This window comes from Veillonellaceae bacterium, assembly GCA_012523975.1.
In the GTDB taxonomy this organism is placed as follows: Bacteria; Bacillota; Negativicutes; order JAAYSF01; family JAAYSF01; genus JAAYSF01.
Window position 1 is genome coordinate 17,978 of record JAAYSF010000038.1, and the last position, 22,152, is coordinate 40,129.

Consider the following 22,152-nt stretch of genomic DNA (forward strand, 5'->3'; position numbering starts at 1 on the left):
GCATGCAAAATTGAAGCATCCGCTGGTTTAACCCGCGGATGCTAAAAATTATCCTATTCTCAATTGACGTGATACTTCGGTGCCGGCAATCTGCTGGCTGACCATCTGACACAAATTAATTATGTCGAAAGGCTTGGTAATATAAGTGTACGCTCCAAGCTGCTGAGCTTGGTTAACAAGTTCCAATTCACCATAGGCAGTCATCATGATAACTCGGTCGGCTTTACCAATCCGCTTTAGTTCCCGCAGCGTTTCAATTCCATCCATACCAGGCATTTTCATGTCCATTAGCACTAAATCCGGATTAGTGTCCTTGACTTGCTGCACGCCTTCGTAACCATTTGCGGCGGTAAATACAGTATAGCCTTCTTCAGCTAAAACTTCGACTAATAACCGCCTAATACCAGGTTGATCGTCAATTACTAAAACTTTTGAATTAGCATTAGCCATCCTTTGATCACCTTATTTCTCAATTTACTGTCCTAGTACATGTTTATTCGCACTCAATGACAAATATCCTCCTATAATTTGGTAAGAACGTATTATTTTCAAAATTTTGGGCGATTTTTTTAGAATATCTTACTAAAACTTATTTTTTACCGCCCAAAACCAATCTTATCCACCAACCAAAACAGCATATTGTTATGATAAATTCTCATTGTATACTTTGCCTGTGCATCATCGACAGTAAATTCGATGTCGTTATAAGGGGTCGGCAGCGCCCATGTCGAATAAATTTGTTCACCGTTTTTCAAGATGCTGATTCGGTAAGCATCGTCACGGTAATAAAGCGGATACTTGACTGATACATTATGCCGGTGGTTTTGATCAATGACAATATCCCGTCCAAGAATATTAATGGCATACTCGCTAATCCAATTGCCGGATTTTAAACATTCTCCGTATACAGCTGTTAGTTTAGGCGTGTAATAGTCCAGATATGCTGCCACCAGCTCGGTCGCTGTCCCAAAAACCAGCTGCCCCGAATCAGCATAAGCTGCTTTTAAATAAGCTAAATGGTCATTAATAGCATCAAACTGCCCGCCTTGCAGACTTTTCCAATCACCTTGCCCCATAATGAACATAGCATGAGTAAAGCCAACAATCGCATGAACGCCTGGCTGGACTTGGCCATCAACGGTAAAGTAGGCCATACCTTGATCAGCTTTGCTATTCATGACGGCTGCTGTCTGGTTATCATAGCAGATAAACGCGCGCGGCGTCGGTTTAAATTCAACAACGCCAAGTTGCTGCAAATCTGTTGCCCTGGTATTGATATCATCCGGGGCCGCAAAGTAAATTTCCTGACCGTAGTCGGCCGACGTTACTCCGCCGGCATTGCCATCAGCGTCGCTAGAACCCCATAAACCCGTTTTTCTAAAGGCTGCAGTACTTTTTAACTCGTCCTCACTGCCATTGCCAAAATCAAATGACCCGGCTCTGGCTGTCAGGATTTGACCTTGCCTTGAAGCGCTGGCAAGCCGATCCAAAATTCGCTGATAGGAATAAAGCATTCCTACCCGGCTGGTATGATCATTGAAATCACCCTCATCAGCAGTCGAGTGTGCCCAGCCATGCTTTAAATGATTTGCCCACAGCCCGTCCACAGCCGGGTTATACGATAACACATTACCTGGTAAATAAGGATCATAATCAGAATGTAAATGAATGCCGTATTCATGTCCTCGCTCACTTTGGTGGCGTACTGATTGTTCGATAGCCGTTACGGCTTTCTGCCAATTGTCATCTTTAGACTGTGATGCCGCCCACTCGGCTGCTTTGACTGCCGGCCAGGCAATATAGTGGGTCCACTTAGCTCCATGAAGTTCAGCAATCCTGTTAAGCTTTTCGGCTTTATGCACAAGTTGGACGATATACTCTTCAGAGTCTAGCCAACCGTTTTTATTGCCCCAGTCAACTGGATAACCAGCCGAATCAATCGGCTCCAAATCTTCGGTCATAACATAAAAGACTTTACCGGGCCGCAGGTCAGTAATATCTATTTTGACAATTGCAGCAGTTTTTACGTTATTAATAGCAAAGCCAACTTGCCACGGTTTGTTTAAGTTGACACTGTTTGCTCGCTGAGCGCTGACTTGCCAGATCAGTTCCCGGCTCTCATTCGGCTGTAATATCTCAATAGCCTTTACGGCGTTTGACGTAGTGACACCAAAGCCATATGGTTCAAGCAGCATAACTTCGATATTATGGACAGCTGCTTTATTATCGTTATGAACTACCGCCCTTATCTCAATCTTGTCACCCACATTGGCAGCAATTTGAGGTTCAGCCGGCATGATTTTTACCGACTTTTCTTTATCGTGCCCTACAGCAAATTCTTTAATTAAGGCATGCTGCCCCTGACCAACCTCGACACTTAAGCGATACTTACCGACATTTCCCGAGTGCTGCGCAGTAAACTGCTCGGTAAATATATCAGTAATATTATAAACCGCCTGCATCCAGTCACCTTTATAGTTAGTATTTGAGCGGATGTCAATCCATTTGACTGTACTCGAATTAGCAGGCAATTGTCCGGTTACCACCCAGCCGACCGTCGAAATAATCTTGCCTTGACTATCTACCGAGCTGATTTTGAGGCGGCCGGTCCCCTGAGTCGATAAAAACTGCAGATGAAATTTGGCCAAAGCGTTCGGTCCCGCCGCGCCTTCAACGGAATACTCTAAGCTTCCGCTTCCACCGGCAGCAAGTTCCAGCATCGTCCCACTGTTCCACTTATCACCAGACAACACACGATAGGTATTGCCCTCACCCTGTTGGATAAGATTGCCGTGAACCTTCCAAGCAGTCAGTTTGTCCTCTTCATTAGGCCGCAGCCCGGCTACAGGTTCCGAAGCTGGAAGTGTTCCGCAGCCGGCCAGCGCTGCAAGTATTAGCAGCAATAGTAAAAATACAATCATTCGGTATCTCATATCATACTCCACTTTTTTGTTGTATGTGTCGCGAGACACTTAAACGAACGGCTGAACAGCATCAGACCCCCAAAGCGTCTTTATGGCGAATTACAAACCCCGCCCTGCGGGACTCCTCTCAAGCGGGGAATGGCATTTTGATGAAAGCTGTTCCCATGAAGATCGTTACTGCCGTTATGACCGCAAAGATGGCTAGCGGCGGCGCCAGCAGTACCAGCAATGCTTTAGCTGTGGACAGCTCATGCGCCTCTTTCAAGGCCGCAACATCAAGATACAGCACCCAACCAGCAATTATCAGCCCGGTCATCCCCATAACAAGCGGCCTGCCTCCGGCTGGCATAAGCGCTGCTACCACCCATAATGGAACTATGAAAATTCGCGGCAGATGGGCAAAGCCAAGGGCGGCTAACAACCCTACTGCTGTGCCCTTACCGCCCGCCATCTCGGCAATTAGGTGCCACAGCGCAGCACCCATAATCCACGCAGCGACACTCCCAACCAACTGCAAAATAACAAAAACTCCGAAAGCATGCTGCATCCCGGCCGTCTTTAACCCGAAATAAACAGCCCAGACTGGAATAATAACACTAAGCAAAACAACAGCTAACGCTTGACCTAGCTGTTTGTCGGCGGCGATTTGCCGCATTGCGGTACGCGGCTGAAATAGCACATCATATAATGTTTCAAAAAATGATCCCATTTCCTCCACCTACCACTTTTCTGGCATGGCCAGCGGCGCCATTATCGGCATGCCTTCATTTATTTGTTTAAACAGCAATTTATCAAAATGTATCTGCTCATTAGCACCTAGCAAGACAGCTAGCGGACTAACTCGGCCGTACTCCTTTATTTCCGGTTTGCCCTTAATTCCGGCGAGCTTGGCTGTCCCATCGATTGCGTCATACATGTTGCCAAGTTCGTCAACCAGACCTAACTCTTTTGCTTGATTACCGGTATAAATCCGGCCGTCAGCAAGCTGGCGGACGCGCACCGGATCCATTTTGCGGCCTTCGGCAACAACGGCTACAAACTGGTTATACATATCGTCGACCATGGTTTGAATAATTTCTCGTTCTTCATCTGTCATCTGCCGTTCAGGTGACAATATGTCTTTATGTTCTCCGCTTTTTATTTTTTCTTGTCTAATGCCAATTTTCTTATAAAGCTCTTCCCAATTAGAATACGGCATATAGACACCTATACTACCGGTCAGAGTTGCGGGATTAGCATATATTTTGTCAGAGCAGGCAGCCAGCCAGTATCCGCCGGAAGCAGCGACATCACCCATCGATGCAACAACAATTTTTCCCGCTGCCCGCAGTTTTTTAATTTCTTCACCTACTTCCTGTGACGCCGGTGCACTGCCGCCCGGACTGTTAATGCGCAGCAAAACAGCTTTAATACTTTGATCATCCCGAGCCTCATGCAATTGTTTAATAACAAGGTCAGTACCGCCATACTCCCTAAGCAGACTGCTTTGTCCACGACCGCCCATTATTACACCTTCAACGTAAATAACAGCAATTTTACCCTGCCCGGCTGCCACATTCCGATTCCTAACCATGGGCGCAACAAATGCTACCGCTACCATAGAAAAAAGGACCACCGCCGCAATTGCCAGCACTACTGTGCGTTTGAACATTATATACCTCCCTTAATTAAAGCCTGTTCCTAAACTTCGCCTGCTACACATTTGGGAACAGCTTTGGCTTCAAAAAAATAAAGCCGCCGGATAGTCCGACGGCTTTGCCCATTACTGCTTATTTTTCAGAGCTGCTCTCACAAATTCTCTGAATAAGGGGTGCGGATTAGTCGGACGCGATTTAAATTCCGGATGAAATTGAGTGCCGACAAACCAAGGATGATCTTTCACCTCAACAATTTCCACCAGACGCCCGTTTGGCAGTGTCCCGCCTATAACCAGTCCGGCTTGGGTCAATTGTTCACGATAAGCATTATTAAATTCAAAACGATGACGATGCCGTTCATACACGATCTCGTCTTTATAGGCTTGATAGGTTAGAGTGCCTTCCATAATCTTGCATGGATAAACACCAAGGCGCATTGTGCCGCCTTTTTCAGCAACGTCTACCTGTTCTGGCATAAGGTCAATAACAGGATGCGGAGTATCGGGATTAAATTCACTGCTATGGGCATTGGTTAGGCCGCAAACATTGCGGGCAAATTCAATGACAGACAACTGCATACCCAGGCACAGACCGAAGTATGGAATCTTATTAACCCGCGCATACTCAATCGCCCTTAGCTTGCCTTCTACACCACGGTCACCGAATCCTCCCGGCACAAGGATGCCGTCAACATTATCGAAGTAATCCTTCAGATCGACGTCCTTGTTCTCAATTTCTTCAGCGTTTACCCATTTTATGTTTATGGCAGTATCATTGGCGATACCGCCATGACGCAAGGACTCCGAGACGCTCATATAGGCATCCTGCAGCGCGACATATTTGCCGACAATAGCAATATTTACGCTATGGATCGGGCGAAGAATCTTGTCCACCATTGTTTCCCATTCAGTCATATCCGGCTGACCGGCAGAAAGGTTTAATTTATCCATTACAATGGTATCAAGTCCTTCTTTTTGCATCATAAGCGGGACTTGATAAATCGTTGAGGCATTTTTATTCTGAATTACGGCCTCGACATCAATATCGCAGAAGAGAGCCAATTTTTCTTTCATTTCGTCAGAGATTTCATGTTCGGTCCGGCAGACAATAACATCAGGGTGAATACCGATCCCTCTAAGCTCTTTTACGCTATGCTGGGTTGGTTTGGTTTTAAGTTCGCCGGCCGCCGAGATATAAGGTACAAGCGTTACATGTATGTATAAAGCGCCGTTTTTGCCGACTTCCTTCTTCACTTGGCGGATTGCCTCTAAAAACGGCAGACTTTCGATGTCGCCGACAGTGCCGCCGATTTCAGTAATGACAACATCGGCATTATCTTCTTTACCAACGCGGTAGATTCGTTCCTTAATTTCGTTGGTAATGTGGGGAATAACTTGGACAGTACTGCCAAGATAGTCGCCTTTACGCTCCTTATGGATTACCGACCAATAAATTTTACCGGCTGTTACATTGGAGCTTTTGCTTAAGTTTATATCAATAAACCGCTCATAATGCCCCAAGTCCAAGTCAGTTTCAGCGCCGTCTTCAGTAACGAAGACCTCGCCGTGCTGGTACGGACTCATTGTCCCGGGGTCAATGTTGATGTAGGGATCAAATTTCTGAATGGTGACTTTAAGTCCACGATTTTTTAGCAATCGCCCTAAGGAAGCCGCAGTAATGCCTTTGCCAAGTGAAGACACAACCCCCCCGGTCACGAATATATATTTTGCCATAATTAACGTCCTCCTTACAAACTTGACTTGCACCGGCAAATCGGCGAAGTCCGGAAATCCGAATGTCCTATCAGCAGTATTATACCCTAACGAGCAAGGGTAAAATTCTTCCGAAGCCCTGCCCGTAATTGTACACTTTGGAATTAAATAGTGTCAAGGCAGATTTACATTTTATCAGGGGCATCAATACCCAAAATACCAAGAGCATGACGAATAGTGTTCTGGACAGCCTCAACTAGGGCCAGTCGCGCAATTTGCAGCTCAGATTCCACACCGATTATCCGGCACTGATTATAGAAAGTGTGGAATAATCCGGCGAGTTCATGTACATAGCGGGCAATACGATGCGGAGCCCGCTCCCGGGCAGCGGCCGATACTTCGTCAGGATAACTGCCCATTTTTTTAATTAAGTCTATTTCACTTTCTTCAACAAGCATATTAAGCTTAGCATTTGCATGGCCCTTGTAGTTTACACCGGCTTCAGCAGCCTGGCGGAAGATGCTGGAAATCCGGGCATGCGCATATTGGATGTAATAAACCGGATTTTCATTTGAATGCGATTTAGCAAGATTAAGGTCAAAATCAAGCTGACTATCAATTGAGCGCATTATAAAGAAGAACCGCGCGGCATCGCGCCCAACTTCCTCAATAAGCTCAGATAAAGTAACGCTCTGACCGGTCCGTTTTGACATCTTAACAAGCTCACCGTCACGATACAGGCTCACCATCTGCAAAATCAACACTTCTAAGCTATCGGCAGGATATCCCATGGCGGCAATGGCGGCTTTTACCCGGCATATATAGCCATGATGGTCGGCACCCCAAATATTAATCAGTTTATTAAACCCACGCTGTAGTTTATCACGATGATAAGCAATATCGGCAGCCAAATAAGTTGGCACGCCATTGTCCCTAATGACTACACGATCTTTGTCATCGCCGTATGCTGTGGCCTTAAGCCATAAAGCCCCGTCTTTTTCATACATATTGCCATTGGCTTTAAGCGTCTCGCAGGTTTCATCAATAGCGCCGCTTTGATGCAGGGTACGTTCGCTAAACCATACATCAAATTCGACATTGAATGCAGCAAGGTCTTCTTTGAGCGCTGCAAGTTTTTCCTGCAATGCCAGTTCTTTAAATAAGGCTAGACGGTCCTGCTCAGGCATATCGAGATATTTTGAGCCGTCTTTGTCAATTAAGCGCCGGGCAGTGTCGATAATATCTTGGCCATGATAGCCGTCCTCGGGAAACTCTACCATTTGACCTAACAGCTCAAGATAGCGGGCGTTGACCGATGCTGCCAGATTATCAATTTGATTGCCAGCATCATTTATGTAGTATTCGCTTTCAACATCATAGCCCGCGGCTTTTAATAAATTAGCCAGCGCACTGCCTACCGCTGCCCCCCGGCCATGCCCAACATGGAGAGGTCCAGTAGGATTGGCGCTGACAAATTCGACTTGAATGCGTTCGCCTTGTCCGGCCTTAGTATTGCCATATTCTTTTCCCTCGGCAAGAATACTTTCAAGTTTTTCATACAGCCACTCAGGCTTTAAGTAAAAATTAATAAATCCCGGTCCGGCGATAACAGCCTTGTCCAACCAGCTAGCTTTAAGCCGTTCCACAAGAGCGGTTGCAATAGCACGAGGATTGGTTCGAGCCGCCCGCGCTGCCTGCATGGCAAAATTGGTCGCAAAATCGCCAAACTCTTTCTGGGGCGGCACTTCGAGAATAATTTCCGGCATCTCGCTTAAAGTAATAACTCCGTCACTTATGGCCTGCTCTACAGCCTGCCGAACCGCCTCCTTAACTAATTCCTTAATGTCCAAAGTTTTGTCCCTCCTGAATGGTTATCGATAAAACATTCTCGCTTTGCCATTGTCCGTCCACTTCTAGATCATAAGCAATATCAATCGCCCCTGAGGCTACTCTAAAGTCGGCCTTGATTTGACGGGTTAAGATAGAAAGCTCCATATTGCCATAAGGCGTAGCATATGTACTGCTTGTCCTATCTCCGAGCCGAAACACCTGCCGCTGCTCTACATTGCCCGTACGGGCCAGAATAATATGGTCAGAATAAACCTTCAGCAAAGTAGTTGTCTGAAAGCCTTCTCTACTAAGCGGTTCATCAATATAAGTAAGATAGTGAACGCCATTTTTTAAATAGTAACGTCCCAAGACCGTTGTTTCGATGCAAGTTTCCTCACCATAAATATCTTTTTGCACACCAATAATCTTTACTACAACATTATCCATAATATATCACCTTTCAACAACGAATATATTATAACCTACTCGGAAAGGCTTGCCAACTTTTTAAGTGAAAAGGTTTTCTTTAGTCAAAAACCAAGCGCCGCTTGTCCAATATGGGACAAACGGCACTGTCGCGTCATTTTTCCATTGTTAGTATATGCAAATAGATGCAAAAAACTCAAATAAACAACTTACTTGCTGTCTTTTTGATAAAGGTTAACTAACTCGCTAGTCGAAACTTGGACTGACTCTACCATTTGAATAATATCCTGCATAGCGCGAGCTTGCTCAGCTGAAATCGAAGCAGATTGGTTAATGCCCTCAATTACTTTTTGAATTGCATCTTGAATTTCTTGCAGAATTTTATTGATATTTTCAGTTGCGTCAGCACTGTTTTGGGCCAATTTTTGCATTTCCTGGGCAACAACTGCAAAACCGCGGCCATGCACGCCGGCGCGGGCAGCCTCAATGGAAGCGTTAAGACTCAAAAGCTTGGTCTGAGTAGCAATGCCCCGGCTCATATCCAGAATCTTTCCGGTGTCTTTCACTTTTCTCACAGCTTCGTGTGATACTTTTACTACACCGTCAGTGGTTGCCGCCAACTCTTGCGACGAGGCCGAAATTTCTTCTACCGCAGCCGCCGCTTGGTGGACATTGTTCGAAACAAGCGCAACCACTTGTTCAACAGCTATTCGTTGATAATCTTCCTTCACCCGGGCCGATACGACGGCTGCACCTACTTGCGTAAGCGGTCTAACAATTTCAATAGGACCAGTAATGCCAAATGTACCGATCCGTTCGCCGTCAGCTTCAATCAGGCAGCTGAAACCCTCTTTAACATTAGGGTTTTGCGCGGCCTCCTCCGGCGTCACTGTATAATCGTCCATAAGTCCCTGAACAATCTTTTGCGCTCCTGCATGCTTAGTGCCAACCCGTACTCCGCCTAAACAGTCGGCAATTACTGTTCCCGTATCATCACAGATAATCATATTATAACCGGTTTTACCTTTAATAAATTGGACAAGTTCACCTGCAAGCGCGCTGGGAATCTTGTAATTAGCCATATTCTAACCCCTCTTTGTTCTGTGGATTTAAGCTAAGATATATTGCTATTTGGATTCTTTCTCAAAAATAGCTACTAAATTGCTTGTCGATGTTTGAACAGACTCGACCATCTGAATAATATCCTGCATCGCATGGGCCTGTTCGCTTGAAATAGATGCCGTCTGATGAATGCCTTCAATGACCTTTTGAATTGCCAGTTGAATTTCATTAAGAATATTATTGATGTTTTCAGTTGCGTCGGCACTGTTTTGCGCAAGTTTCTGCATTTCTTGGGCAACTACAGCAAAGCCCCGGCCGTGTATACCGGCGCGGGCGGCCTCAATTGAGGCATTTAAACTCAAAAGTTTCGTTTGGGTCGCAATCCCGCGGCTCATATCAAGAATTTTCTCGGTATCTTTAACTTTCTTGACAGAATCCTCCGAAAGCTTAACTACACTATCGGTAGTGGACGCTAATTCTTCGGAGGACGCTGAAATTTCTTCAACAGCAGCTGCCGCTTGGTGCACATTGGTAGAAACATTAGAAACCACTTGCTCTACAGCCTGCCGTTGATAATCTTCCTTGACTCGGGCCGCAACAACGGCGGCGCCCACTTGGCTGAGTGGTTTAACAATATCAATCGGACCGCCGATTCCAAATGATCCAATCCGTTCGCCGTCAGCCTCAATCAAACAGTTGTAGCCTTCTTTAACGTTAGGGTTCTGTGCTTCCTCTTCAGCCGTTACAGCATAATAATCGGTAAGACCCTGGACAATTTTTTGAGCCCCAGCATGCGTAGTACCAACTCGAGCTCCGCCTACACAATCTGCAATTATCGTTCCATTCTCATTGCAGATAATCATGTTGTAACCAGTTTTACCTTTGATAAATTGCACAAGTTCACTTGCAAGCTCAGTGGGAATGCTGTAGCTAGCCATGTCCTACACCTCTCTCTGTAATAATTTTATGAGCGTTAGCAACCTACGAAGACTCTTGTAGGCCGCTCTAGATAATTTGTTATCGAGATTCCGCCTAATCCTTTTCCTTTTTTATACATCTTTCCACAAAGCCACTAGAAATCCTGCATTATGGACAATGTTTTTTCATTTTTCACGTCTTTTTCCAGAATATAACTATACTAAAAAAAGCCGTAGCGCCGCTGCTCTGGAGCAGCGGCGCCTAATCGGGATGAAGCGCCGTTGGGCTGCCTCTCCCATTATAATAATATGCAAAAAACGCGGATTTCTTGCTTGCCCGCGTTAAAATAAACTGAAAAATTAGTAACCAATAATTAGCAAACTCTTGATAAAGCTGAACAGATGCTCAATATTACATAACCGTTTGATTGTATTATCATAGAAATCCATCTTCGTTTGCTGTCCCTGTCTGATAACGGGAACCAAGAGGACACCATGTGTTATAACAGGTGACTCGGCAAACTTGCAGATATTCTTCCAGATATTATTTATTTCACCTTTTTCTACTTCGACGGCAATTTGCAGTTCCGGGTGAAAAAAGTCTATCTCAAAGTTCAAGCCGCGTTTAAACAAATTTTCATATTTACGATTTGTGACTGAGTGGAGGAATCCCAACTTTTCCATATCTGCGGCGATCGCCTTCTCGGCCTCGATACTTTTACGAAAGGGAGTATTGCGAATTTCAACCAGAGCCTCACTATTACTGACAACGATCTGACAGAGCGGCGACTCGTGCGGATTTTCCGCCAGCCGATACAGATATCGGCGCGGCGGATATTCTTGCTTGGCTGACTGCATTATTATCAACCTCCTGACAGAAAAACGAAGGGTAACAAAGTAATGGTTGGTGCTCTGCGCCCTTCGTGCATCTAATCCCAAAGTTTAGTTATTACAACACCGGGGTAATAGTGGGTAATCATTTCCGCAGCGGTCTTACCATGCTGCGCATCAGCATAGGCTCCCCACTGGCATAAACCAACGCCATTTCCCCAGCCCCTTCCTTTAAAAGTAAAATTTCTGCCATCATAAGTCATCTCAGTAATTAATGTTGATTTAAGCCGATCATAACCAATACGTTTGCGAAACTCGGAACCATAAATTTTTGTATTGCCAACGCCGATATATAAAATCCGGCCTGATGGCCCCCGTTCTAGGATTGTTATATTACGGGGGTCGCCTTTATAACCTATTGCGGCTGCCACCTGATTCCCCGGTATCTTGACCGTCCAGTTGCACTGCTCAGCCGGTGCAAACTCGAAACAATTATCGGCTATCGGCTGAAAATAGGGCGTTGGGTGTTGGATTTCGGTTGGAAAACTTTCTTCTTTAGTAGCTCCGACCTGCGCGTTGCAGGAACTATAAATGGCATTAACCAGCGTACCGTTATAGAGGATTATTTGTCCCCGGGTTTTTCTAACAGCCTCACGGACCTTATCATTTACTTTTTCTGGAGCATAAGCCTGCAGTTCTTCTTTCGAGGTGCTTACGTCGGTACCGTGCAATCTTCTGATTGTTCCGGCTTCAATAGCGCTGATTGTAAGGGTGCGCGAGGCGATAGCCTGGGCAGCCAAAGCCTCAAGTGGCCAATCCGGGAACATTTCTTTGGCAATTACGCCTTCAAGATATTTTTCCAGCGGCATGCTTTCAATCGTGCCTCTGTCGTACCTATATACCGAAACAACTGGCTCAGTCTTATATTTCCCAGTATCAAACTTGGGTACGCCCGGCATGGGGTCAGCCGGAGCTGGTGCCGGCGCCGGAGTGCTAGGGGCCGGCGGGGTCTCAGGAGGCTGCTTAGGGGCAGGAGAACGCAATAGACTGTATGCTCCCGTAGCAATTGCGATAATTAGAATTATAATTATTGCGGCATTTAAATTGCGACTTTTTTGCATTCTCCCACCTCAGTCTTAGTATGCATGAAATTTTAGGTTGTATTCACTGTGGTGGCAGCGCGAATAAATCAACTGTCAGCTCTTTTCCGGAAACAAAAGCTCTGATAATAAGAGTTTGCCTTGTATTATTAATAAATCGCAAATCTTTATCGGTATATGTCGTAGCATCACGATTGGGCGGTACATAATCGACTGGCTGCGAATGCGGATGGCGTTCAGTTATGATCAGTCCCATAGCTAAGGCCGCATTATACAGCGTAGATGAGACTTGGCACATGCCGCCACCGATACCTTGCTCATGCCGCCCGTCATCGGCGAAAACTGTTGCCTCTTTAAAACCGCGTTCAGCAGTCGGCTCACCGGAGACTTTATTAAAGGAAAACTCGCTGCCGGAATCAATTACGCTATTATTAATCAGTTTGGCCGTCAATTTAATATTGTGCATCCGGTTAGGCTGGCCATCTAGGATAGGCGTTGTATAACTCCCCGCCTTATTGGCGGCATTTAAACTCTCAGTAGTAATGTACGGCAAAATATCCTGATAGACTGATGAAATATGACTGTAGGGCGGCGCCGACATAACTTGTGCTATTACTGCACCGGTATTAAGCCGCCGGCCTTTGCGGCTTTGAGATATTCCTCCATTTTCATCAAACCCGGCGTTTATCGGAGCGATATAGCTTTCAGCCGCGGTTTTGGCTAGGAGAGCCTCTAGCTCGGTTAAAGACAGATTACCAATAGCCGTTCCGTTCAGTGTTACCCCTTCTTGAACCTTCGGTGGTTCCGGCTTAGGAGCTGGTTTATTTAAACTGCAACCAGTTAATGCTAAGACCATACCTAACAGGACAACTACCATAATCTTTTGCAAAAAATTCACCCTCGCTTATTATTCGAAACCGACTGCCTTTTTACTCACTTTTCGCCACGCAGCTTAATACTATGATACTGGCTTTTTAGCAAGCCGAAAGGAAGTGAAATAGTGAGCACACTATTCGAATTAATCGAAAAGGCTTCAGGCATTACCTGCGATTCACGCCAAGTCAAACCCGGAGATATTTTTTTTGCTTTAAAAGGTCGCCTGACGGACGGGAATCAATACGTTCAAGAGGCTGTACGGCACGGGGCGATAGCCATTGTAACCGACCAGCCACCGCCCCCTCTCAGCATTCCGGTCATAGTTACGGCCAATGCCCGTAAGACTCTGGCTGAAGCATCAGCCCGGTTTTATAATCAGCCATCACGTGACCTTTCCGTAATCGGCGTAACCGGAACAAATGGCAAGACAACTATAACCTATATGCTTGAGCAAATCCTCAGCCATGCAGGCTTAAAATGCGGCCTGATCGGTACCGTAAAGGTGAACACCGGCCAGCAGTCGTTTCCCAGCCGTCTGACTACGCCTGATGCTATCAGCCTCCATAACTATCTGGCCCAAATGCGGGCAAACGGTGTCACCCATGTCCCCATGGAAGTTTCTGCCCAGGGCGTAGAAATGCACCGAGTCGACACGCTCCAATTTTCTTGCGGTATCCTAGCCAACATTAGCCCCGACCACCTTGATTTTCACGGCGATTTTGACAGTTATTTTGCCGCCAAAAAGGCGTTTATTAATCTGTTAGGTAAAGATACTCCGCTTATTATAAACATAGGCGACCCCTGCTGCCGGACGATTGCCTCCGGGTTTGACGGCAGACTTATTACAGCCGGTGTCAATACCAAAGCCGATATCACCGCAAGCGCAATCAGCACCCATGCTTACACCAGCCGGTTTGAACTCAGTTTTGGCGAACTCGTAACAGTTACCGGACAAAGGTTAGCCCCTACACGCATCACCGTTAATCTGTCGGTACCAGGCCTTCATAATATTGAGAATGCTTTATTGGCTGCTGCCGCCGCTATTATTCATGGTGTTCCTGTTTCCTCGATTGCAGCAGCCCTCGCTAGTTTTCGCTGCGTCGAACGACGCATGAATATTTTTCATTTAAACGCCAGGACGGTAATTGATGACACTGCGCTTAATCCTGCCAGCATTAGCGCCGTGCTTAATTCACTGCCGACCTTTCGCTGCCGCCGGCTATTTGTTGTAAATGCCATTCGCGGCAACCGCGGCGCCGCCATTAATCAGGCAAATGCAAAAGTGTTGGCAGACTACCAGAAAAAGCTGGGTTTTTCACTGGCGATTACAGCAAGTGTTGGCAGCGTCAACAGTAGCGACGCCGTCCAATTTGACGAGAAAGCTGCTTTCATTAAAACGCTTAATCATTCACAAGTTGAGTATACATATTTTTCCAGTCTTGAATCAGCAATATCATCAGCTTTAACTCAGAGCAGACCGAATGATCTTCTGGCGCTGCTTGGCGCGCAAGGCATGGACGCCGGCCGGGATATTTTAACCGCGCTTACTGCATCGTCTTCACCTCAACCTCACGCCTTGTACTCGGATGCCCTAACTGCCCACAAATTGGCCAGCGCACTTTAACTTTTGCTGAAAATGTAATCATAAAATGTCTAAATTAGAAAACCCGGCCTAGCGCCGAGCTTCAGCGAAAGCGCAAGCCAGGGGCTTGCGCTTATGTCGCGAGAATTTATAGTTAGAAATTCTGGTAGACTAAAAAAAATCGCAGCCAGGTACGGCTGCGATTTTCAGCTTATTTTACATATGGAATAGTCAGCGGTCCTAGTGGCAGAACAGCTACTCTTGCATTCGGGCCATACTTATCCATGAGCTGTTTCAAAGTATCTTCTATATCTTCTACATGATTTAGCATAGCTTGTTTAACGGTTTCTTTATCAAGTGACGAATACAAATAGCAATCAGCTTTTAATTGAATCATCGCCTGCTTTTGCGCTTCCCATTGGTCGAATAACCGATAAGACGGTTCGTTAATCATATCGAGGAGTTCTTGCGGCGTTTTTCTTGCTTTAAGAATATCCGCGTAGTTACCATGGTTCGGCAAGCCATCTGAACATTCCGAAACTGCAATTATCGCACCGCCCTGCTTGACAATTTCAGCACCGGCGCTCATTCCTTTAACAGTCTGATACAGATTTTGGTCAAGCGGATAGCCTGAGTTTGTTGTAATGACAATATCAAATGGCTCATCGACTGCATACATAGCATGTTTCTTAACAAATTCACAACCAATGCGATGAGCTTCAATTACATCGCCAGCAAATACATCGGTAATTTCTTTGTCGCCATTTAAAGTGACATTGAGCATAAACTGCGGCTTGGCCATCAGGCAGTTTTGGGTAGCAGCATTCTGCAGAATATTCCCGGCGATAGTCCCCCAAGTACTGTTAGGATCACCAATCATTTGCGCATTGTGGAAGTCAAGAATAGTCTCAATACTGCATATACCAGGGCAGATGCCTTTGGGGCCGCCTGAGAATCCGGCAAAGAAGTGCGGCTCAATGAAACCGGTTACAATTTTGAAATCACATTCTACGTAAGTTTTATTTAGGTATACTTTTGAACCATAACTATTAGTGCCTACATAAGACAGCTCGTCCGGATTAAATGCATCGCTTTGAACGATTTTTACGGTATTAACTATATCTTCACCTAACATCTGAATTAATTCTTCACGAGTGTTCGCCCGGTGACTGCCTAATCCGTTGATGACGACAAAGTTTTCCCGCGGCACATGAGAAAGTTCTTCCATAATCCATGGTACCAATTTATGACTCGGAGTAGGACGAGTCAGGTCGGCAATTACAATACCGACTGTGTCGGTCGCCTTGACCATTTCCTTGAGCGGTCGGGTGCCAAAAGGATTTCGCATTGCCTTGATTACTGCCGCTTTTTCATCAGCCAAACCGTCTAAATGACGAGGCTCGATTACTTCTGCATTATCCGGCACATTAACTACAACATGCCCCTTACCATACGCTAACTTAACCTGTTTCATGATTATCACCTCTGAAATTTTTCCAAACACGATACTTATTATATTATTTTGATTATTAGCGCGAATATTCCTTCCGATTTCCAATTGTGAAAAAAAGACTTTAGTTGTAACTATTTTTTTAAGATTGCTTTAATTTACGGTCTTGTTCTTGATCTCTAATGGTCACCACATACTTCTTAACAAACTTAACTGGGTTATATGAAAGCTTAGACTTACGCAAACCTTCCAGCCCCATGTCTTCTTCGCGGTTAATATAACGCATTTTAGACCAAGCATGTTTTACAAACTGCTGGTTAATTGCGGGGTATATGCCGCGAATATCAGCATTAGCCTTTTCGACATGAATAACTGCAGTATCGGCATTAAGCTGTTCCCCAAAGGTAAACGCTTCGACAGTGCCGTTAATCATGATAACACCGCCGGTAAGGTCTAAGTATTCCTGGTTGGTAAGCGCTTCAATTATCGCGTTTTTTTCATAATCAATCAGCTCATTTTTAATCGTATCGGTCTTCTTCTCAAACCAATCGGCGGCGGTGGCAACACATTGTCCGACTAACTCAGCAGATAAGGGCAGATAAACAAAGTTGCTGTACACTTTTTTAAAATTATTGAAATGATTCTTTTTACTATGGAACTTGCGGCCTTTAAGATTTATTAAATCCTGGGCGCTATAAATATAATCATAATTATCCCGATCTTCGTGGAACTTGAAAAACCCTGGTCTGAGTTTTTCAAACTGAAGGGCAGCTCCGCTCTCTATTCCGCTAATGATAAACGGTAGGTTATTTTGTTTGAAATAATCCTCCCATATCGTAATGGCCTTCCCTAATTCAGCCTCCGGACCAAACGGCTGCAGTGCAAATTGTTCCTTGCCCCAAGCTGCTCTTATTAATAAAAAGCCTGCCTCAGTACACCACTCTATGTTAAAGGCATGACGCCACATAAAGAGGTTCGTAAAATTAAAATGCGCATTCTCATAGCGGCGTGCGCGAAAAAAGCTATCAAAAACTGGTTTATCGTCTAATTTAATTGGCTGAAAATTAATAATAACCCCTCCTATCGGCGCAAATAACGCACCGTACCATTCTATTATATTACACACAATTCGCAAAAGGTACAGTATAAATACAAAATTCACCAATTTCGACATTACGATTATAATTTGGCAGGACTTTCCTAATCTTTATTGTATAATTATATTCAGAATAGTTATGTAGTTCGGAATTGTTGACAACATTCATAGGAGGTCGCAAATTGGACAAATTCGATGGTCTAGAGAATATTACCTTGCTTGATCTTATAGCCATTGAAGAGCTACAGGAAATCCAGGATGTCTATGCCGAAGCACTGGGGATAGCGACGATAATCACCGATCTGGACGGACATCCCATAACCCAGCCGAGCAACTTTTCTAAAGTCTGCAACATGGTACGGGCTACAGAAAAAGGCTTAGAAAACTGTATGTATTCCGGCAAAGTTATGGGAGCGAAAGCTCATCAATTACTTGTGCCAACCTATCAGAAGTGCCTTAGCTGCGGCTTCATTGATGCTAGCGCACCTATCACTGTAGACAACAAGCATATCGCCAATTGGGTAGTTGGGCAAATAAACTCAGGTGAAGTCGACGCCGATCATCTTCGGGCTTACGCTCTGGAAATCGGGGCAGACCCTGACGGATTGGCCAACGCGCTGGACCAAACCCGCGATATGCCGCTGCCGCGTTTCGAAAAGATTCTTCGTTTATTGTGGCTGCTAGCCCAAAAAATTTCTGCCATGGCCTACAATAATCTGCTTTTATCGCGTGATAACTTGATGCTTAGCCAAGCTGAACGTGAAATTAAGCAGCTCAATCAGGCTCTTGAAAGTCGTGTATTGGAGTTTGAAGCCGCTAACTCAGATTTACAGCAAACGCTTGCCAAACTCCAAGAAACTCAGGAGCATCTTATTCAGCAGGAAAAATTGGCCTCATTAGGCAGTCTGGTTGCCGGCATTGCTCATGAGATAAATACTCCTATCGGTTCAGGTGTAACGGCAGCCTCATATTTGGAACAGGAAACCAATGCCATTGTTAAACAGTTCAAAGCCAATGCATTAAGACGATCCGAACTGGATAGCTATCTTGCTGCTTCTAATGAAGCGATAAAAATTATTCTCATAAACCTGAGGAGAGCCTCAGAGCTAATATCCAGTTTTAAAAAAGTAGCGATAGACCGCTCCAGTGATGCCAAACAATTCTTCAATATCAAGAAATACATTGGGGCAGTAATTTTAAGTTTACGACCCCAGCTAAAAAAAGCCAACCACCATATTATTGTCAAATGCGATGATTATATCAACTTAAACAGCTATCCTGGTGACTTTTCCCATATTATCACAAACCTAATTATAAATACACTTGTTCACGCTTATCCGTCAGGAAATCAGGGAACCATCACAATTGATGTAAGCCACCAAAATGATAAGCTAACACTTATTTATTCAGATGACGGCATCGGCATTCCCGAAAACCACTTACCTAAAATTTTTGAGCCTTTTTTTACAACTCGTCGAGGCAATGGCGGTACCGGATTAGGGCTTAATATTATTTACAATATTGTCACCCAAAACCTTAAAGGATCAATAAGCTGCACTAGCCGGCCAAATCAAGGAACAAGCTTTACTATAACAATTCCAACCGAAAATGGAGGTACCTTATGAACAACCTGGAGGAGGCAGTCGAAGCCGACCAGTCTAATGACTTACTTCAATGGGCTGAAGAAACAGAAAGTTTCCAGCCGCAAACAGATAGTTTCTGGAAGATTATGATTATTGATGATGACGAAGCTGTCCATAGTGTTACCAAATTAGCCCTTCGTCATTTTGTCTTTGAGGGAAAGAAGCTTGAATTTATCAGCGGTTACTCGGCAGCTCAAGCGCGCGATCTTATTGTGAAACATCCCGATACTGCCATTCTTCTGCTTGATGTCGTAATGGAAGACGACGATGCTGGTTTAAAAGTGGCGCGCTATATTCGCGAAGAATTAAATAACTCGTTTGTAAGGATTATACTTCGGACTGGCCAAGCAGGTCAGGCTCCTGAGGAAAAAGTAATTCTCGAGTATGATATTAATGATTATAAAGAAAAAACCGAACTTACCGCCCGTAAGCTTTTCACAACGGTAATAGCCGCCCTGCGGGCCTACCGGGATATAATAACAATTGATGCTAACCGCCAGGGCTTGGAAAAAATTATCGAAGCCTCGGCATCAATCTTTAAAGTTCAATCAATGACCAAATTTGTATCAGGAGTTCTTAGACAACTTGTTTCTATTCTTGGCCTGAATAAGAATTCTTTATACTGCCAAACTTCCGGTTTTGCTGCAACGAATACCGGCGGCGATTTTCGAATTATGGCTGCAACCGGTGATTTTGAAAAACATATCAACGAAAAAATCGAAACTGTTTTGCCTCAGGATATTTTAAACGAACTCAATACCGTTTTTACCGCTAAAGAAAGCATGCATTTCGGCAATCGGTTTTTGGGCTATTACCATAGTAATTCCGGCTCAGAAAGCATTATATATCTTGAAGGACTGCAAACCTTAAACAAAATTCAGAAAGACCTTGTAGTTGTCTTCTTTAATAACGTAAGTACCGCCTTTGATAACCTTTATCTAAATGAGCAACTGGCTAACGACCAGATGGAAATGCTCTTTACTTTGGGAGAAATGGCCGAAAATCGCTCGCATGAAACCGGCCTCCATATAAAAAGAGTAGCTCGTTATTCCCGGCTGTTTGCGCTTAAATACGGTTTAAACGAAGATGAAGCTTCCCGGCTACAGTTAGCTTCATCAATGCATGATATCGGTAAACTGGCTATCGAGGATAAAATCCTCAAAAAGCCGGGTCAGCTTACGCTTGAAGAATTTGCTGTAATCAAACGCCATTCGCTCATTGGCTACCAAATTCTTAGCAGTTCCAACCGGCCGCTTTTAAAAACGGCAGCCATCATAGCCCTTCAACATCATGAAAAATTTGACGGCACCGGGTATCCTAATAATCTTTGCGGTGAAAATATCCATATTTATGGGCGAATAACTGCTATTGCCGATGTTTTAGACGCCCTCAGCAGCGACCGGGTTTACCGTCCTGCCTGGCAGATTGATAAAGTATTACTATATATTAAAGAACAAAGCGGTAAACATTTTGATCCGCAATTGGTTGATATACTATTTAAAAACCTGGATGAATTCCTTGCAATTATGAATGAAACAAGCGAGGACTAACAGAGCCTCCGGTCCAATATCATGATTTAGAACGATATTTAAATAATTGTCAAGGGACGCTATTTGATACGGACTATATTTTAATACCTGACAGAAATGAGTTAAAAAAAATAATGCTTGAAAAACCTTTTGAGATGGATGAGATTGTTGTCGATAATCTTCTTAAAACATATAACAATTCTCGTATCTACTATGCGATAGAGTATGTTAAAAACATGAAAAATGTAAATCATTATCCGTCTTATTTGTATAGGAGCATTGAGAGAAATTATGGCCAACAATGGGCAGATGCTCAATTTTCAAAAAGTAAGAAAAAACGAGAGGCAAAAGAAAAGGCCGCAGAGATTGAAAGAAAATTACGTGAAGATTTAGATAAAGAAATTGATCTGATTAATAGTAAATCAGATCCAGCTGCATTTCTTGAATTATATAAGTCAAGAAAACAAACGGCTGCTGTTAAACACGCTGAGGCTCCGACTAAATCTTTTGTACCGACAAAAGAGATGTTATTGGAAATGTTGTCCTTAACAAAAGACGGTCCGGCTAAAGATAGATTAATTGAAACATATGGCTATTTACTTAAATAGCAAAAAAAGAAAGAAAAAGACTACCGTTTTGTGTTAATAGATTTAAAATAACACAGAATGGTAGTCTTTCTTTTTTACTTTTTTTTAAGCTTTAATATTTGCTTTGCGTTTCTTGGCACAGCTTGGACATCTTGTGCCTTTATATAAGAAGTTTTTTACGAACACGTTCCAGACCTTACCGCAGGTAACATGTTTAATATTTATCCGGCGGGAAAGAGGACAGTATTCACCGGCTATCTCATATTCGCCATTGGTTAATTTAGGAATTCTTTCTCTTAACTGTTCTGTATCTAAAGGGATAGCGCCCCGGCCGAAGCATTTAGGACAACGATTACCTTTAACGAGAAAATTATGAGGAAATACTGGCCACTCGTGGCCACAGGTAACATGTTTCATATTAACGCGATTATTAATACCACGATATGTTCCTGTTACGATATAATCGGTCCCAACAGCTTCCAAGACCTTAGCCTCGAATGACTGCTGAGTGTCTTTAAGAGCGCGAAAGTGACGATAATTTTTGCGGTGTTTTAAGCGACGAATCGCGAGTTCTTCTCTTTCGAGATCATCAATGATTGACATGGTTATGAATCTACCTTCCTTGCTTTATTAATAAGTGATATAATAAATAAAATAATTGCTGAGAGAAGAGAGGGTGGGGTACATTTATGGGACATGCTAATAATAAAGAAAAATCTAAGCACCCTGGTAATGCTACCACAGATGAAAAACGTAAAGACGGATCTACGAGTATGCCGCCGGTTCGTTCCGCTCGTTGTGGAGATGACAAACTTATCATAGTTTTTAATGAGAAATTAGTAGAACATCTCATGTTAATGAAAAAATAGTACGTTGCTATTTTAGCAACAGTAAATATTTAACCCCTGACATTATCGTATATTACGGTAGGTCAGGGGTTCTTTGCACCC

20 protein-coding genes are annotated in these 22,152 nt (G+C 44.1%); 5 read left to right on the top strand and 15 right to left on the bottom strand.

Features of this window, described 5'->3' with window-relative positions:
- Nucleotides 1-48: 48 nt before the first annotated feature.
- The 12 genes from GX348_04825 to GX348_04880 form a co-directional block, all read right to left on the bottom strand.
- Entirely contained in the window at nucleotides 49-450 is a 402-nt protein-coding gene (locus GX348_04825) for a response regulator (protein NLP41511.1), read from the bottom strand.
- Between the two features lie 146 nt (nucleotides 451-596).
- Complete coding sequence (locus GX348_04830; protein ID NLP41512.1) at nucleotides 597-2,933, bottom strand: hypothetical protein; 2,337 nt, start codon at nucleotides 2,931-2,933, stop codon at nucleotides 597-599.
- Between the two features lie 118 nt (nucleotides 2,934-3,051).
- Complete coding sequence (locus tag GX348_04835; protein NLP41513.1) at nucleotides 3,052-3,633, bottom strand: YIP1 family protein; 582 nt, start codon at nucleotides 3,631-3,633, stop codon at nucleotides 3,052-3,054.
- A 9-nt stretch (nucleotides 3,634-3,642) separates the two neighbouring features.
- Entirely contained in the window at nucleotides 3,643-4,575 is a 933-nt protein-coding gene (sppA, locus tag GX348_04840; GenBank protein NLP41514.1) for a signal peptide peptidase SppA, read from the bottom strand.
- A gap of 111 nt (nucleotides 4,576-4,686) precedes the next feature.
- Nucleotides 4,687-6,294, bottom strand: a complete 1,608-nt coding sequence (locus GX348_04845; protein NLP41515.1) for a CTP synthase — start codon at nucleotides 6,292-6,294, stop codon at nucleotides 4,687-4,689.
- Between the two features lie 164 nt (nucleotides 6,295-6,458).
- Entirely contained in the window at nucleotides 6,459-8,123 is a 1,665-nt protein-coding gene (locus tag GX348_04850; GenBank protein NLP41516.1) for an arginine--tRNA ligase, read from the bottom strand.
- Nucleotides 8,113-8,550 (bottom strand): DUF1934 domain-containing protein, encoded by a 438-nt coding sequence (locus tag GX348_04855; GenBank protein ID NLP41517.1) that lies wholly within the window; start codon nucleotides 8,548-8,550, stop codon nucleotides 8,113-8,115. The genes GX348_04850 and GX348_04855 overlap by 11 nt, the downstream gene beginning before the upstream one ends.
- 188 nt (nucleotides 8,551-8,738) lie before the next feature.
- A complete protein-coding gene (locus GX348_04860) occupies nucleotides 8,739-9,611 on the bottom strand; it encodes a chemotaxis protein (protein ID NLP41518.1) in 873 nt (290 codons plus the stop codon).
- 45 nt (nucleotides 9,612-9,656) lie between these two features.
- Nucleotides 9,657-10,529 carry a chemotaxis protein gene (locus GX348_04865; GenBank protein ID NLP41519.1) on the bottom strand — a complete coding sequence of 291 codons (873 nt, stop codon included), beginning with the start codon at nucleotides 10,527-10,529 and terminating at the stop codon, nucleotides 9,657-9,659.
- A gap of 339 nt (nucleotides 10,530-10,868) precedes the next feature.
- Nucleotides 10,869-11,366: a hypothetical protein gene (locus tag GX348_04870; GenBank protein NLP41520.1), complete on the bottom strand. Its 498-nt coding sequence runs from the start codon at nucleotides 11,364-11,366 to the stop codon at nucleotides 10,869-10,871.
- Between the two features lie 71 nt (nucleotides 11,367-11,437).
- Nucleotides 11,438-12,460 (bottom strand): SpoIID/LytB domain-containing protein, encoded by a 1,023-nt coding sequence (locus GX348_04875; GenBank protein NLP41521.1) that lies wholly within the window; start codon nucleotides 12,458-12,460, stop codon nucleotides 11,438-11,440.
- 43 nt (nucleotides 12,461-12,503) lie between these two features.
- Nucleotides 12,504-13,328 carry a VanW family protein gene (locus GX348_04880; protein ID NLP41522.1) on the bottom strand — a complete coding sequence of 275 codons (825 nt, stop codon included), beginning with the start codon at nucleotides 13,326-13,328 and terminating at the stop codon, nucleotides 12,504-12,506.
- Between the two features lie 111 nt (nucleotides 13,329-13,439).
- Here GX348_04880 and GX348_04885 point away from each other — a divergent pair, with 111 nt between their 5' ends.
- Nucleotides 13,440-14,939: a UDP-N-acetylmuramoyl-L-alanyl-D-glutamate--2,6-diaminopimelate ligase gene (locus tag GX348_04885; protein NLP41523.1), complete on the top strand. Its 1,500-nt coding sequence runs from the start codon at nucleotides 13,440-13,442 to the stop codon at nucleotides 14,937-14,939.
- Nucleotides 14,940-15,108: 169 nt separating this feature from the next.
- Here GX348_04885 and larA read toward each other — a convergent pair whose 3' ends face one another.
- Nucleotides 15,109-16,371: a nickel-dependent lactate racemase gene (larA, locus tag GX348_04890; GenBank protein ID NLP41524.1), complete on the bottom strand. Its 1,263-nt coding sequence runs from the start codon at nucleotides 16,369-16,371 to the stop codon at nucleotides 15,109-15,111.
- A 118-nt stretch (nucleotides 16,372-16,489) separates the two neighbouring features.
- Entirely contained in the window at nucleotides 16,490-17,521 is a 1,032-nt protein-coding gene (locus GX348_04895) for a DUF2156 domain-containing protein (GenBank protein NLP41525.1), read from the bottom strand.
- Between the two features lie 104 nt (nucleotides 17,522-17,625).
- Between GX348_04895 and GX348_04900 the strand changes: the two genes are divergently transcribed.
- The 3 genes from GX348_04900 (at nucleotide 17,626) to GX348_04910 (ending at nucleotide 21,223) form a co-directional block, all read left to right on the top strand.
- The gene (locus GX348_04900) at nucleotides 17,626-19,068 is read left to right on the top strand and encodes a hypothetical protein (protein ID NLP41526.1); all 1,443 of its coding nucleotides are present in this window, start codon (nucleotides 17,626-17,628) and stop codon (nucleotides 19,066-19,068) included.
- Nucleotides 19,065-20,636 carry a DUF3369 domain-containing protein gene (locus GX348_04905; protein NLP41527.1) on the top strand — a complete coding sequence of 524 codons (1,572 nt, stop codon included), beginning with the start codon at nucleotides 19,065-19,067 and terminating at the stop codon, nucleotides 20,634-20,636. The genes GX348_04900 and GX348_04905 overlap by 4 nt, the downstream gene beginning before the upstream one ends.
- Before the next feature lie 113 nt (nucleotides 20,637-20,749).
- Nucleotides 20,750-21,223 (top strand): hypothetical protein, encoded by a 474-nt coding sequence (locus GX348_04910; GenBank protein ID NLP41528.1) that lies wholly within the window; start codon nucleotides 20,750-20,752, stop codon nucleotides 21,221-21,223.
- 84 nt (nucleotides 21,224-21,307) lie between these two features.
- Here the strand turns inward: GX348_04910 and GX348_04915 are convergent, their stop codons facing one another.
- Nucleotides 21,308-21,805: a hypothetical protein gene (locus GX348_04915; protein NLP41529.1), complete on the bottom strand. Its 498-nt coding sequence runs from the start codon at nucleotides 21,803-21,805 to the stop codon at nucleotides 21,308-21,310.
- Between the two features lie 86 nt (nucleotides 21,806-21,891).
- Here GX348_04915 and GX348_04920 point away from each other — a divergent pair, with 86 nt between their 5' ends.
- Complete coding sequence (locus tag GX348_04920; protein NLP41530.1) at nucleotides 21,892-22,071, top strand: hypothetical protein; 180 nt, start codon at nucleotides 21,892-21,894, stop codon at nucleotides 22,069-22,071.
- The last annotated feature ends 81 nt before the right edge of the window (nucleotides 22,072-22,152 follow it).